This is a genomic window from Planomonospora corallina (assembly GCF_042650625.1).
GTDB lineage: Bacteria > Actinomycetota > Actinomycetes > Streptosporangiales > Streptosporangiaceae > Planomonospora_B > Planomonospora_B corallina.
In genome coordinates this window covers 581975-594787 of record NZ_JBHSBM010000017.1, presented here as the reverse complement: position 1 = coordinate 594787, position 12813 = coordinate 581975, and the positions used below count along the sequence as shown (strand labels likewise).

The 12813-nt window shown below is 73.1% G+C and carries 13 protein-coding genes; 4 read left to right on the top strand and 9 right to left on the bottom strand.

Annotation, left to right across the window (positions count from 1 at the left end):
• Nucleotides 1–20: 20 nt before the first annotated feature.
• Nucleotides 21–1262 (bottom strand): GAF domain-containing sensor histidine kinase, encoded by a 1242-nt coding sequence (locus ACFOWE_RS15850; protein WP_377288359.1) that lies wholly within the window; start codon nt 1260–1262, stop codon nt 21–23.
• A 217-nt stretch (nt 1263–1479) separates the two neighbouring features.
• Here ACFOWE_RS15850 and mmuM point away from each other — a divergent pair, with 217 nt between their 5' ends.
• Entirely contained in the window at nt 1480–2343 is an 864-nt protein-coding gene (mmuM, locus tag ACFOWE_RS15845; RefSeq protein ID WP_377288357.1) for a homocysteine S-methyltransferase, read from the top strand.
• Nucleotides 2344–2390: 47 nt separating this feature from the next.
• Here mmuM and ACFOWE_RS15840 read toward each other — a convergent pair whose 3' ends face one another.
• On the bottom strand, nt 2391–3104 hold the full coding sequence (locus ACFOWE_RS15840; protein ID WP_377288355.1) for a lysophospholipid acyltransferase family protein: 714 nt from the start codon (nt 3102–3104) through the stop codon (nt 2391–2393).
• A gap of 149 nt (nt 3105–3253) precedes the next feature.
• On the opposite strand from ACFOWE_RS15840, the gene ACFOWE_RS15835 reads away from it, so the two are divergent.
• Nucleotides 3254–4018, top strand: coding sequence for an alpha/beta hydrolase (locus ACFOWE_RS15835; protein WP_377288353.1), 765 nt, complete (start codon nt 3254–3256; stop codon nt 4016–4018).
• 67 nt (nt 4019–4085) lie between these two features.
• Nucleotides 4086–4544, top strand: a complete 459-nt coding sequence (locus ACFOWE_RS15830) for a hypothetical protein (protein ID WP_377288351.1) — start codon at nt 4086–4088, stop codon at nt 4542–4544.
• 147 nt (nt 4545–4691) lie between these two features.
• Here ACFOWE_RS15830 and ACFOWE_RS15825 read toward each other — a convergent pair whose 3' ends face one another.
• The 7 genes from ACFOWE_RS15825 to ACFOWE_RS15795 form a co-directional block, all read right to left on the bottom strand.
• The gene (locus ACFOWE_RS15825) at nt 4692–5843 is read right to left on the bottom strand and encodes a hypothetical protein (RefSeq protein WP_377288349.1); all 1152 of its coding nucleotides are present in this window, start codon (nt 5841–5843) and stop codon (nt 4692–4694) included.
• Between the two features lie 79 nt (nt 5844–5922).
• Nucleotides 5923–6636, bottom strand: a complete 714-nt coding sequence (locus ACFOWE_RS15820) for an endonuclease/exonuclease/phosphatase family protein (protein ID WP_377288347.1) — start codon at nt 6634–6636, stop codon at nt 5923–5925.
• Between the two features lie 199 nt (nt 6637–6835).
• A complete protein-coding gene (locus ACFOWE_RS15815; protein WP_377288345.1) occupies nt 6836–7780 on the bottom strand; it encodes an ROK family glucokinase in 945 nt (314 codons plus the stop codon).
• Nucleotides 7781–7802: 22 nt separating this feature from the next.
• Nucleotides 7803–8357, bottom strand: a complete 555-nt coding sequence (locus tag ACFOWE_RS15810) for a hypothetical protein (RefSeq protein ID WP_377288343.1) — start codon at nt 8355–8357, stop codon at nt 7803–7805.
• Nucleotides 8350–9522, bottom strand: a complete 1173-nt coding sequence (locus ACFOWE_RS15805) for an ArsA family ATPase (RefSeq protein ID WP_377288341.1) — start codon at nt 9520–9522, stop codon at nt 8350–8352. Before ACFOWE_RS15805 ends, ACFOWE_RS15810 begins: the two co-directional genes overlap by 8 nt.
• A complete protein-coding gene (locus tag ACFOWE_RS15800; protein WP_377288339.1) occupies nt 9519–9956 on the bottom strand; it encodes an SRPBCC family protein in 438 nt (145 codons plus the stop codon). Before ACFOWE_RS15800 ends, ACFOWE_RS15805 begins: the two co-directional genes overlap by 4 nt.
• Nucleotides 9957–9995: 39 nt before the next feature.
• Nucleotides 9996–10763, bottom strand: a complete 768-nt coding sequence (locus ACFOWE_RS15795; protein WP_377288337.1) for a metallophosphoesterase family protein — start codon at nt 10761–10763, stop codon at nt 9996–9998.
• Between the two features lie 228 nt (nt 10764–10991).
• On the opposite strand from ACFOWE_RS15795, the gene ACFOWE_RS15790 reads away from it, so the two are divergent.
• Nucleotides 10992–12785, top strand: coding sequence for an AMP-dependent synthetase/ligase (locus ACFOWE_RS15790; protein ID WP_377288335.1), 1794 nt, complete (start codon nt 10992–10994; stop codon nt 12783–12785).
• Nucleotides 12786–12813: the final 28 nt, after the last annotated feature.

The following is a 12813-nucleotide window of genomic DNA, read 5'->3' as shown; positions in this document are numbered from 1 at the left end:
CGCCGACCGGCCGGGGCCGCTCAGGCGCGGGGCGGCGGCTCCGGCAGGACGACGCGGACGCAGATGCCTCCGCCGGGGTTGCGCTCCATGCGCACGATGCCGCCGTGCAGCTGGACGATCTTCTTCACGATCGTCAGCCCCACACCGCTGCCCCCGGCCGCGTGCTCGTCCGCCTCCGGGGCCCGGTAGAAGCTCTCGAAGACGCGCTCGATGTCCTCCTCGGTGACGCCGATGCCGTTGTCGCGGATCTCCACCGCCGGCGGGCCGGCGGTGACGACGACGTCGACCCGCCCGCCCGGCGGGGAGAACTTGAACGCGTTGTCCAGCAGGTGGACCAGCGCGTGCCGCAGCCGCCTGCTGTCGGCCCGCACCTCGATGTCGCCGGGCGCCTCCACCGTCACCGTGTGCTCCCGGTGGGAGGCCTTGGCGCAGGCCTCCTCCACGGCCAGGCGCGTGATGGCCACCAGGTCCGCCGGTCCCGGCTCGAACACGGCGGTGCGGGCGTTCAGGCTGGCCAGCAGGAGCAGCTCGTCCAGCACGTCCAGCAGGCGGTCGCCGTTGCGCTCGATCACCTTCAGGAACCCGTGCTCGGTCTCCCTGTCCAGCCCTCCGTCCAGGATCAGCTGCAGATAGCTGCGGATCGAGGTCAGCGGGGTGCGCAGCTCGTGGTTGATGCCGGTCAGGAAGTTGCGCTTGAGGTCCTCCATCTCCCGCAGGTGCCGTAGGGCCTCCTCGGCCAGGCGGGCGCTGCGGTGGGTCTCCAGCAGCACGGCGGCCTCCCTGGCCAGGGTGTGCAGGGCCTGGCGCTGCTGCTCGTTCAGCCGGCGGGGCCGCGTGTCCAGCACGCACACCGTGCCCAGCGCGTACCCCCGGCTGCTGACCATCGGGGCGCCCGCGTAGAAGCGCACGTGCGGCTCCCCGGTGACCAGGATGTTGTCGCGGAAGCGCGGGTCGGTGCGGGCGTCGTGGACCTCCAGCAGCGAACGGCCGCAGATCGTGTGCGCGCAGAAGGAGATCTGCCGGTCGGTGCCGGTCCACACCACACCGGTGCGGCCCTTGAAGTACTGCCGGTCCCGGCCCACGAGACTGACCAGCGCGATCGGCGCCCGGCACACGTAGGCCGCCAGCTCGGCCATGGCCTGGAAGTCCGGTTCCAGCACGACCTCGCCGTCCTCCACCCCCTCCGCCGCCTCCAGCGCCCGCAGGTCGTACAGCTCCCGCAGCCGCTCGGCCTCGTCGGAGGGCATCGGCACTTCGGCCATCGCACTCTCCTCACACCGCTCACCTGCCCTTATGCCCCGCTCCCGCGGACTCTCCCCCTCACCGCCCGCGGCTGTCCCCCCTCACCGCTCCCGCAGCCTCTCCCTTCTCACCGCTCCCGGCCGTCCCGCCGCCCGCTTCCCGGCCGTCCCGTCCCGGGCACGGCCGCAGGGAGCTCACCCCCGGACGGCTCCGCCACAGGTGACGTAGAGTGGCGGGATGGTGATTCTCGACGGCGGGCTCGCCACCCATCTCGAGTCCCTGGGCGCGGATCTGGACGACCCGCTGTGGTCGGCGAAGCTCTTGGTGGAGGAGGCCTCGCTGATCCGCCGGGCGCACCTCGACTACTTCGCCGCGGGGGCGCAGGTGGCGACCACGGCGAGTTACCAGGCGAGCATCCCGGCGTTCCTGCGCAGGGGTCTCTCCCCCGCGCAGGCGGAGGATCTGATCCTGCTGGCGGTGCGCCTGGCGGTCGAGGCCAGGGACGCCCACGGCCAGGGCACGGTGGCCGCCAGCGTCGGCCCGTACGGGGCCTACCTGGCGGACGGCGCCGAGTACACCGGCGTCTACGATCTCGACGAGGACGGCCTGGTCGCCTGGCACCGGGACCGCTGGCACATCCTGGCCGGCAGCGAGGCCGACCTGATGGCCTGTGAGACCGTCCCGTCGTACGCCGAGGCCCGCGCGCTGCGGCGGCTGCTCGACGAGACGCCGGACGTGCGGGCGTGGATCAGCTTCTCCTGCCGCGACGGCGAACACATCAGCGACGGCACCCCGCTGCGGCAGGCCGCCGCCCTGTTCGCCGGCCATCCGAGGGTGATCGCGGTCGGGGTCAACTGCACCGCGCCGCGCCACGTCCCCAGCCTGATCCGGCGCATCGAGGGCAAGCCCGTCATCGTGTACCCGAACTCCGGCGAGACCTGGGACGCCTCGGCCCGCCGCTGGCGCGGCCTGGCCGACCCGGTCGAGTTCGGCGCGGCGGCGGCCGGGTGGCACGCCGCGGGGTCGGACTTCGTGGGCGGCTGCTGCCGTACCACCCCGGAGCACATCCGGCAGATCCACGAGCACGTCTACGGCGGATAGACCGCCGGCGGGCCGGGCCGCCGCCCCGGGCACGGCGGCGGGCGGGATCAGCGGCGGGCGGCCTTCCTCGCCTCCTTCGCCGCCTGGGCGGCCTCGGCCTTGGCGCTCGCGGCGTACTTGTCGACGTACTCCTGGCCGGAGAGCTCCATCAGCGCGTACATGATCTCGTCGGTGACGGCCCGCAGGACCAGGCGGTCCTCCTCCATCCCGTAGTAGCGGGAGAAGTCCAGAGGCTTGCCGAACCTCACCCCCGGCCGGATGCCCAGGCGGGGGATCAGCCTGCCGGGGGGCATCATCTCGAAGGTGCTGACCATCGCCCACGGGATGACCGGCGCGCGGGACTCCAGCGCCAGCCGCGCCACGCCGGTCTTGCCCTTGTAGAGGCGGCCGTCGTGGGAGCGGGTACCCTCGGGGTAGATGCCGAGCACGTTGCCCTCACCCAGGATGCGCAGGCCGGTGCGGAGAGCGGCCTCGCTGGCCTTCCCCCCGGAGCGGTCGATCGGCACGGTCCCGACGCCGCTGAAGAAGGCCCGGCTGATCATCCCCTTCAGGCCCCTGCCCGTGAAGTACTCGGCCTTACCGAGGGAGATCACCTTGCGCGGGAGGAACAGCGCGCCGAAGAAGTGGTCGGCGAAGGACAGGTGGTTGCCGGCCAGGATCACCGGACCCTCCTTCGGCACGTTCTCCACTCCCTCCGCCCAGGGGCGGAAGATCACGTGGAGGAAGGGCGAGAGGATGGCCTTCACCACCCAGTAGAACACTCGATGCTCCTTTGCTTGGACGGGAAGTGGCCTGGAGCCATCTTCCCATCTTCAGTCTCCGCCACCTACACCGCGAAAGCCACAGACCGCCCTCTCGCACAGCAGGCCCCGAACATGCGACGATCGGGCGAACCCCACGAGGAGTCACGATGCCAATCATGTCCGGCGCGGAACCGTACCACCACGCGGGCGGCCCGGTGGGCGTCCTGCTCTGCCACGGGTTCACCGGGACCCCGCAGTCGCTGCGCCCCTGGGCCGGGCACCTGGCCGAGGCGGGCCTGACCGTGGCGCTGCCCCGCCTGCCCGGCCACGGCACCACCTGGCAGGAGATGAACCGCACCCGCTGGGAGGACTGGTACGCCGAGCTGGACAAGACCCTGGCGGACCTGCGGGGCCGGTGCGCGGACGTCTTCGTGGCGGGCCTGTCGCTGGGCGGCTGCATGGCGCTGCGCCTGGCCGAGGTGCACGGCGAGGGGATCAGGGGCGTGGTCGTCGTCAACCCCTCGATCGCCAACGACGTCCCGCTGCTCCGGCTCGCGCCGCTGCTGCGGCTCTTCGTCCCCTCGGTGCAGGGGGTCGCCGGGGACATCAAGAAGGAGGGGGCGGTCGAGGTGGGCTACACGCGCACGCCGGTCAAGGCCGCGGCGAGCCTTCCCCGCCTCTGGGCGCTGACCCAGGCGGAACTGGACAAGGTGACCCAGCCGGTGCTCGTCTTCCACAGCCCGCAGGATCACGTGGTGAAGCCGACCAGTGTGCGCATCCTCCGCGAGAGGCTGACCGCGGGGAACCTGACGGTGGTGGAGCTCGCCGACAGCTACCATGTCGCGACCCTCGACAACGACGCCGACAGGATCTTTGCGGAGAGCCTGGACTTCATCCGGACGAACGCCTCTGTACCCTTGCAGAGAGACTGACCATCGGCGGGGGATGCGCGGTCTCCGGGGAGGAAGTGACCGTTCCATGGACGACGGGCCCAGGTAAGTGACACCGCAGAGCGACGAGGACGAGGTCTGGCGGCAGATCGTCGCGTCCTTCCACGAGACCGCCGAGCGCGACCCGGCCGACCAGCCGTGGCCCGACAGCGAGAACCTCCCCGCCGAGCCCGCGCGCCAAGTGGCCGGGCACTCCGGCGAGGACGGGCTCCCGGAGCCGGAGGACGAGCCCGCCGGCGACGGAGCGGAGGAGGAGGACGAGGGGCACTACGTGCCTCCGCCGCCGCCTCCGCTGCCCAAGACCGACGCCGCCACCAAGATCGCATGGATCGCCCTGTTCGGCGGGCCCGCCTACCTGCTGGTGGCCGCCGCCGCCGGGTGGGAGCTGCGGGCCTGGGCGCTGTTCACCGCGGTCGCCGCGTTCATCGGGGGCTTCGTGGCACTGGTGGTGCGGATGGGCGACGGCCCTCCCGGCGGCTCCGGCTGGGACGACGGCGCGGTCCTCTGACGGCCGGGCTCCCCGAGCGCCCGGCGACGGCGGTCCTGCGGCGGCGCTGACGGCGCGCTCCGCCGCGCGGCGGTCCTGCGGCGGGGCCGTCCGTGCCGGCGGGCGCTCAGGGCCTGGAGCACTCAGGACGCTCAGGGCCTGGAGCACTCAGGACCTGGAGCGCTCCGGCCCTTCCGGGCCCTTCGTCTCGAACCGCTCGATCACGTCGGTGTAGCGCCCGCCGCCGTCCACCACGTGGCCGACGGTCCAGACCGTGCCCGTACCGGGCAGGTAGGCCGCGGCCTGCAACCGGATCGTCCGGGACCCGGCCGGCGGCGCCCCGCGCAACGTCTTCAGCGCGCGGCCGTCGTAGCGGAGCAGGAACGCCTCGCCCGGCCGCGCCAGGTCGACGCCGGAGACCCAGAAGCGGTTCTTGCGATCGCCGGTCACCCCGTACAGCCGCACGTCCCGCTCCGGCACCGGCACCTTGGACCACTTCTTGCCGTTCCAGGACAGGACCAGCGGGACCACCTCGCCGGAGTCGTTGTGCACGCCGCCGATGGCCAGGGCGCGCTTGGGCCCGTTGACGTGCACGTCGCGGAGGTAGCCGCCGGGGACGTCCGGCAGCGGGAAGGACTTCCACTGCCCGCCGGACAGCCGCACGGCCAGCGGCCTGCCGCCGGTGTCGCCCACCGCCCAGCCCTCGCCCTTGGCCGACAGGGCCACGCCGTACAGCGTGCCCCGGCCTTTGAGCCCTTTGAGCGGGGTGATCGTCCACTTCCCGCCGCTCCCGGTGACGATCAGCGGCTGCCGGTCCCGGCGGCCCACCGCGACCGCCCTGCCCGGGAGCGCCGCCACCCCGCCCAGCCAGTCGCCGGCGTGCAGCGTGTCGAGGGTGACCCGCTCGAAGGCCGAGCCGTCGCCCCGGGCGAGGTACGGCAGGCCGTCGTGCCCCTCGCCCACGGCCCACAGCTCGCTCGCGGAGGCCGCCGTCACCGAGCGCAGCAGCCCCGCCCCGGTGGGGTCGTTGCGGATGCCGACCTCGGTCCAGGTCTCGCCGTTCCAGTGGGTGATGGCGCCGCGGCTCTGCCAGACGTCCCACACGCTCTGCTGGCCCACCGCCCACACGTTGTCGGCGGATATCCCCGCCACGTCGGACAGCGACCCGTCGGCGCTCAACCGGGCGGTGGCCGGTGCCTGCCAGGTCCCCGCCGCGGGCGGGCGGACGGGATCGGCGTACGCGGCGGGCGCGAGGAGAAGGGGCAGGAGCAGACCTCCCGCGCACAGCGCCAGCGCACGCCGCGGAAGGCGACGGGTCATGCACCAAATGGTACGGGTGATGCCTGTCGCCTGTGTGCGACTCCCCACCCTCTCGTGCCGGGACCGGCGGGTACGGCGGTCAGCGGCAGGGGTCCGCCGCCCGGTCGCAGTCCAGTTCGGCGACCACCGGAAGGTGGTCGGTGGCCGCCGCCAGATCGGCGGAGTCGGCGTCGGCTCCGCCGCAGGAGAGCACCCCGATCCCCGCCGCCGCGAAGATCGCGTCGATGCGCTTGCCGGGGTTCCGGGCGGGGAAGGTGAGGCCGTCGCCCCGCGGCGCGGCGGCGTAGCAGTCGGCCAGCCGCTCGGTGATCCGCCGCCAGGCCGGCTGGCCCGGCTGCTCGTTGACGTCCGCCGCGAGCACCGGCAGCGCGCCGAACCGGCCGGCGACGCCCGTGAGCAGGTCCAGCGCCTCGTCGACGTGATGGAGCCGGGCGGCGCCGTCGAGATCCAGGTGGACGCAGCCGACGGCCGCCCGGGCCGGGCCGGCCTCGACCACCGCGATCGCGATCGCCCGCCGTTCCAGGCGGGGGAAGGGCGCGAGCAGCCGGCCCTCGCCGTGCAGGAGCCGGACGGACGGACCGGTCAGCACGGCCAGGCCGCCCGCGCGCAGTCCCGCGGCGACCCGCAGGCCGCCGAAACCGGCCAGCCGTCTGCGCCTGCACCGCCAGCACAGGAACCGGGGCGCCTCCTGCACGCAGAGCACGTCGGCCCGGAGGGCGGCGACGACCCGCCCCAGTGCGGCGACGTCGTCCCGCATGGAGCGGACGTTGTAACAGGCGACCCGGAGAGCCATGGCGACCTCCACTGCGGACGCCGCCGGGCCCGCCGGGGCGTAGGGCGAGCGTAACCGCGCCGGGCCGGGCGGACCAGCGGTTCGCGGGCGCGAGCCGTCCGGGCGCGGTCCGCCTGACCGGGCGGGACCGCCGCCCCGCATCCGCGCACGGGGCGGCCGCTCAGCGGCGGGCGAGATCCGCGGTGGACCGGGCGGACGCTCAGCGGCGGCGGGCGAGGTCGGCGGCTCCGACCAGGCCTGCGGAGGCGCCCAGCTCGGCCAGGCGGATCTCGGCCACCGGGCGGTGCCCCCGCCCTGTCAGATTGCGGGCGTAGGACTCGCGCGCCCGGTCGATCCAGAGGTCGGCGGCGCGGGAGACCCCTCCGCCCAGGATGAAGCAACCGGGGTCCAGCACGGCGGCGAGGTCGCTCATCCCCTGGCCGAGCCAGTCCGCCATCGACGCGAAGGCGGCCAGCGCCACCGGGTCCCCCTCGCGGGCCGCGTCGGTGACCTCGGGGCCCTCGATGTCGGCGACCGTGCCACCGGCGATCTCCAGCAGCCGCCCCGCCCGCGCGGGGTCGGCCTCCGCGAGCAGCCGGGCCTCGGCGACCAGGGCGTTGCCGCTGGCGTACTGCTCCCAGCAGCCGAGGTTGCCGCAGCCGCACGGGCGCCCTCCGGGGACCACCTGCATGTGGCCGAGCTCGGCGCCCATGCCCCAGCGACCCCGGTAGAGGGAGCCCTCCAGCACGATGCCGCCGCCGATGCCGGTGCCGACGGTCACGCACACGACGTGGCTCTCGCCCCGGCCCGCGCCGAAGCGCGCCTCGGCCCAGGCCATCGCGTTGGCGTCGTTCTCCACCACGACGGGCAGGCCGACGAGGCCGGAGACCTTCTTCTGCAGCGGTTCCTCACGCCAGGCGAGGTTGGGCGCGAACCGCACGACCGAGCGGGTCTCGTCGATGAACCCGGCGGCGCCCAGACCGACGGCCTCGATCTCGTGACCGGCCGCCAGTTCCGCGACCACCTCGGCGATCGTGTCGGCGACGTGCTCGGGGCTGTCGGCCGGTGTGGGGCGCAGGCACTGCGCGACGATCCGGCCGCCGTCGTCCACGACGCCCGCCGCGATCTTGGTGCCGCCGATGTCAACGCCGATGGTCAGCGCCATCTCTCACCCTTTCCCCCTGGGCTCACCCCAGGTCGATGTGCTCCACGGGGGTCTCCTTGTGCGACGCTCCGCGTTCCCGCGCCCGCTGTGAGGCCGGGGGCCTGTTGAGCGCGTCGACCGCCGACTTCAGGGCGGCGAACAGCTCCGATCCGGCCTGCATCAGATGGTCGGCGACCTGGCCGCCGGACTCGCGCTGCGCGGCCATGGCGCGGCAGACGGGGCAGGCGCGGCAGATGTACTCCTCCTGCTCGCCCGCGACCGCCTCCGCCCACACGTCCCTGTCTCCCCGGCCGCCGCCGGAGAACGCGCTGCCGAACCCGGTCATGGTCCCCTTGACCAGGTTCTTACGCAGCTCCCGCGCGGCCTTGCGCTGGAGCGTGTCGAAGAGCTTGAGCGCCTCCTCCGCCGCGCTCCCGATCGGGTCCCGCTCGCTCCGGCCGCCCGGCGCGTCCCCGAAGCCCCCGGTGCTCCCGGTGCTCCCGGTGCTCCCGGTGCTCCCGGAGCCTCCGGCGGTGGCGGCGTTCCCGGCGTTCCCGTTGTTCTCGGTGTTCTCGGTGTTCTCGGTGTTCTCAGTCATCTGGCCCTCCCGATTCGAACCGTACCCGCAGACGGCCGTCCGAGAGCGCGGCGTCCCGAACGCTCCGGCGGGCCAGCGCGGCGGGCAGGGCCAGGACCCGGCGGTACGGGCCCAGGGTGACGATCAGCTCGTCGCCCTTCCTGGCCAGGTCCACCTCCCCCTTCTCGGCGAGCGGCAGGGCGAGGATCAGCTCGCCCTCGGCGGTGATCCGCAGCGGCGGCTCCCCGGCGGGCGGGGCGAACGGATCGGCCGTGCCGTACAGGACCTCGGCGACGCGGGCCAGCGCGTCCGGGCCGACGGGTTCGGCGTCCAGATAGGGGACGGTGTGCACGGGCAGCGGGGCGAAGGACTCGCCGACCTCGGCGAGATGCCTGGCCTGGGCGGTCACCCACCTCTCCCGCCACGGGTCGGCCCCCCCGGACGGGAAGACCCGGTTGGCGACCACCGCGTCGACGCGGTAGCCGTACAGGCTCAGGGAGGTGAGCGTGCGGCGGGCCTCGGCGAGCACGACCGCCTCGGGGGTGAGCACCAGCCGGACGCTGGCGCCGGGGCCCGTGAGCAGCCCGCGCACCTCCATCAGCGCCCGGTGCAGGCGCTCGCCCGCGCCGACCACGTGGTCGTCGGGGACGCTGACCATCGCCACCCGGCGGACCAGCGGCGCGAGTGTGCGCAGCACCCTCCTGCCGACCGGGAGGAGCCGGTTGACGTGCCAGTCGAGGGCCTCGGGCAGGGCGAGCAGCCGGAGCGTCTCGGCGGTGGGCGCGCAGTCGACGACGATCACGTCCCAGTGCCCGGTCCGGGCCTGCTCGCGCAGCTCCAGCAGCGCGATGACCTCCTCGGCGCCGGGCAGCACCGTGATCTCCTCGGCGGTGACCTCGTCGAGGCCCAGTTCGGCGAAGACGCCGCGGGCGTAGTCGCGCAGCTCCCCCCACTGGCGCTCCAGCGACCGCTGCGTGTCGACCTGGTGGAGGTGCAGGCCGGGCTCGACCTCGGCGGGCCCGGCGGCGGGGGCGCCCACCGCGAGCGCGTCGGCCAGCGAGTGCGCGGTGTCGGTCGAGACCACCAGGGTCCTCAGTCCGGAGCGCGCCGCGCGGACGGCGGTGGCCGCCGCCGCGGTCGTCTTGCCGACGCCGCCCTTGCCCGTGAAGAGCAGGACGCGCGTCATGCGCTCTCGACGCGCTTCTTCAGTCCCTTCAGGGCCGTGTCGATGATGACCTTCTCGGCCTTCCGCTTGATCATGCCGATCATGGGGACCTTGAGGTCCACGGCGAGCTCGTAGGTCACCTCGGTGCCGCCGGAGGTCTCGGCCAGGCGGTAGCTCCCCGTCAGGCCGGAGACCATCTTCCCCTCCTCGGCGACGGCCCAGTCGACGGACTCGTCCCCGTGCCAGGTGTAGGCGAGGGTGTACTCGTCGCTGATCACGCCCGCGTCCAGGACGAACCTGACCCGCTCCGGGCGGCCGTCCGGCCCGGTGGACAGGACCTGGGCGGACTTCACCTGCCCGGCCCACTCGGGGTAGGCGCCGAAGTCGGCGATCACCGTCATGATGGTCGACCGGCCGGCGCCGATCGTGATGCTCGAGGTCGTGCGATCAGCCATGGGCTTACGGTACTACCGGTCCGCCTCCGCCGGACGATCTCACCACTCCAGCGCGTACGGCACGCCCCTGCCCCGGAAGTGGCCCACGTTGACGCACTCGGTCCGGCCGACGCGCACCCGGCTCGCCAGGGGCTGGTGCACGTGGCCGAAGAGCGCGTAGCGCGGCCGGGTCCGCCGGATCGCCTCCAGCACGGCCTCGCTGCCCCGTTCGAAGCGGCGGGCGACGACGTCGTAGAGGAGCTCGGGGACGGCCGGGGGGATGTGGCAGCAGAGCACGTCCACCTCGCCGACCGCCTCGACCTTGCGCGCGAACTCCTCCTCGTCGATCTCGTTCGGCGTCCGGTACGGCGTGCGCAGCCCGCCGCCGACGAAGCCGAACCGCAGCCCTCCGATCTCGACGCTCTCCCCGTCCAGCACGCGGTGGCCTGGGCGGAGGTACTCCGGCCACAGGCGCGGCAGGTCCACGTTGCCGGGGGTGAGGTAGGCCGGGGCGGGCATCGCCGCGAAGATCTCGCCGTACTGGCGGCGGACGGAGCGTTCGATGTGGTCGCGCGGGTCTCCGCCCAGCGACGCCCAGAGCGCGGCGGACATGGCGCGGGCCTCGTCGAACCGCTTGGCGGTGCGCAGGGCGATGAGCTCTCCCGCCGCCTCGGCGCCGAACAGCTCGGCGAACATGCCCTGGGAGTGGTCGTCGTAGTCGACGAAGAGGATCAGGTCGCCGAGGCAGATCAGCGCGTCGGCCCCGTCCCCCGCGCGGGCCAGGGCGTCGGACCGGCCGTGCACATCGCTGACGACATGAACCCGCATGACGGTCATCCTAACCGACCGTAGTCACGAAACAACGTCCAAGATCCGACATAAGTAACAAATGAGGTGCGACCTGCCGCGGGCCGTTCACGCACGGCGACCGCATACGAGGAGGCTGATAGCGTGAAATCGCCCTTGTAACGCCTGGGTGACGGATCTACCCACGCGTAACTTGTCGCGATAGCTTCCTGTTAACCATCCCGATCCGTGCGTCTTCAGGAGTGACCCGTGCGCGAGTACAGCGTCCCCGTGCTGGTGGATGTCCCCCCCTCCGCCAACCTGACCGACACGGTGTTCCAGCGCGCCGAGCAGGAGCCGGGCGCGGTCGCCCTGCGCCGCAAGGTGGGCGCCGACTGGACCGCCGTGACGGCGAGGGAGTTCAGGGACCAGGTCGCCGCGGTGGCCAAGGGCCTGATCGCGGCGGGCGTCGAGCCGGGTGACCGGGTGGCCCTCATGTCGCGCACCCGCTACGAGTGGACCGTCATCGACTACGCGATCTGGAGCGCCGGCGCGGTCGGCGTCCCGATCTACGAGACCTCCTCCGCCGACCAGGTCGCGTGGATCGTCTCCGACAGCGGCGCCAAGGCGATCTTCGTGGAGCTGGAGTCCCACGAGGCGACCGTGCACGAGGTCCTGCCCAAGCTCGACGCGGTCAAGCACGTCTGGCGCATCGAGGGCGGCGCGGTGGACGAGCTGAGCGCGGCCGGCGCCGAGGTCTCCGACGAGACCCTCACCGAGCGCCGGACCGGCCGCTGCGTCGACGACCTGGCCACCATCGTCTACACCTCCGGCACCACCGGCATGCCCAAGGGCTGCCGGCTGACCCACGACAACCTGCTGTTCACCGCGCGGAACGTCTCCTACGGCCCGCTGGAGAAGCTGTTCAGCGTGGACAACCGCTCCGTCCTGCTCTTCCTCCCCCTCGCGCACGTCTTCGCCCGCCTCATCCAGGTCGTGCTGGTCGAGACCGGCACGGTCATCGGGCACACCCCGGACATGAAGAACGTCGCCCCCTCCCTGCAGGAGTTCAGGCCCACCTTCCTGCTCGCCGTGCCGCGGGTCTTCGAGAAGGTCTACAACGGCGCCGAGCAGAAGGCCGTCGCCGGCGGCAAGGGGAAGATCTTCCACGCCGCGGCGGGCACGGCCATCGCGTGGAGCCGCGCCGAGTCCGCCGGCGGCGCCGGGCTCGGCCTCAAGCTCAAGCACGCGCTGTTCGACAAGCTCGTCTACGGCAAGCTCCGCGAGGCCACCGGCGGCAACCTGTGGGCCGCCATCAGCGGCGGGTCGGCCCTGGGCGACCGGCTCGGCCACTTCTTCCGCGGTGTGGGCATCGAGGTCCTGGAGGGCTGGGGCCTGACCGAGACCTCCGCCCCCTCCACGGTCAACATGCCCGGCGCCAACAAGATCGGCACCGTCGGCAAGCCGTTCCCCGGCGTCTCGGTCGCCATCGGCGACGACGGCGAGATCCTGGTCAAGGGCCGCCACATCTTCAAGGGCTACTGGAACAACGACGCGGCCACCGCCGAGGCGATCGACGCCGACGGCTGGTTCCACACCGGTGACATCGGCGAGATCGACGCCGACGGCTACGTGCGCATCACCGGCCGCAAGAAGGAGATCCTCGTCACCGCCGCGGGCAAGAACGTCGCCCCGGCCCCGATGGAGGACCGCATCCGCGCCCACCCCCTGGTCAGCCAGGCGCTGGTGGTCGGCGACAACCGGCCGTTCGTGGCCGCGCTCGTCACCCTCGACCCCGAGGCGCTGGAGCAGTGGAAGACCGCCAACGGGCGGGCCGGGGCCACGCTGGCCGAGCTCAGCGCCGACTCCGCGATCATCGCCGAGGTGCAGAAGGCCGTCGACGACGCCAACCGGTCGGTCTCCAAGGCCGAGCAGATCAAGAAGTTCACGATCCTCGACATCGAGCTCAGCGAGGAGACCGGGCACGTCACGCCGAAGCAGTCGATCAAGCGCAACGTCGTGATGCGCGACTTCGCCAAGCAGGTCGACGAGCTGTACGGCTGACGCCCCGTCCGCCTCGAGGCCCCCGCCC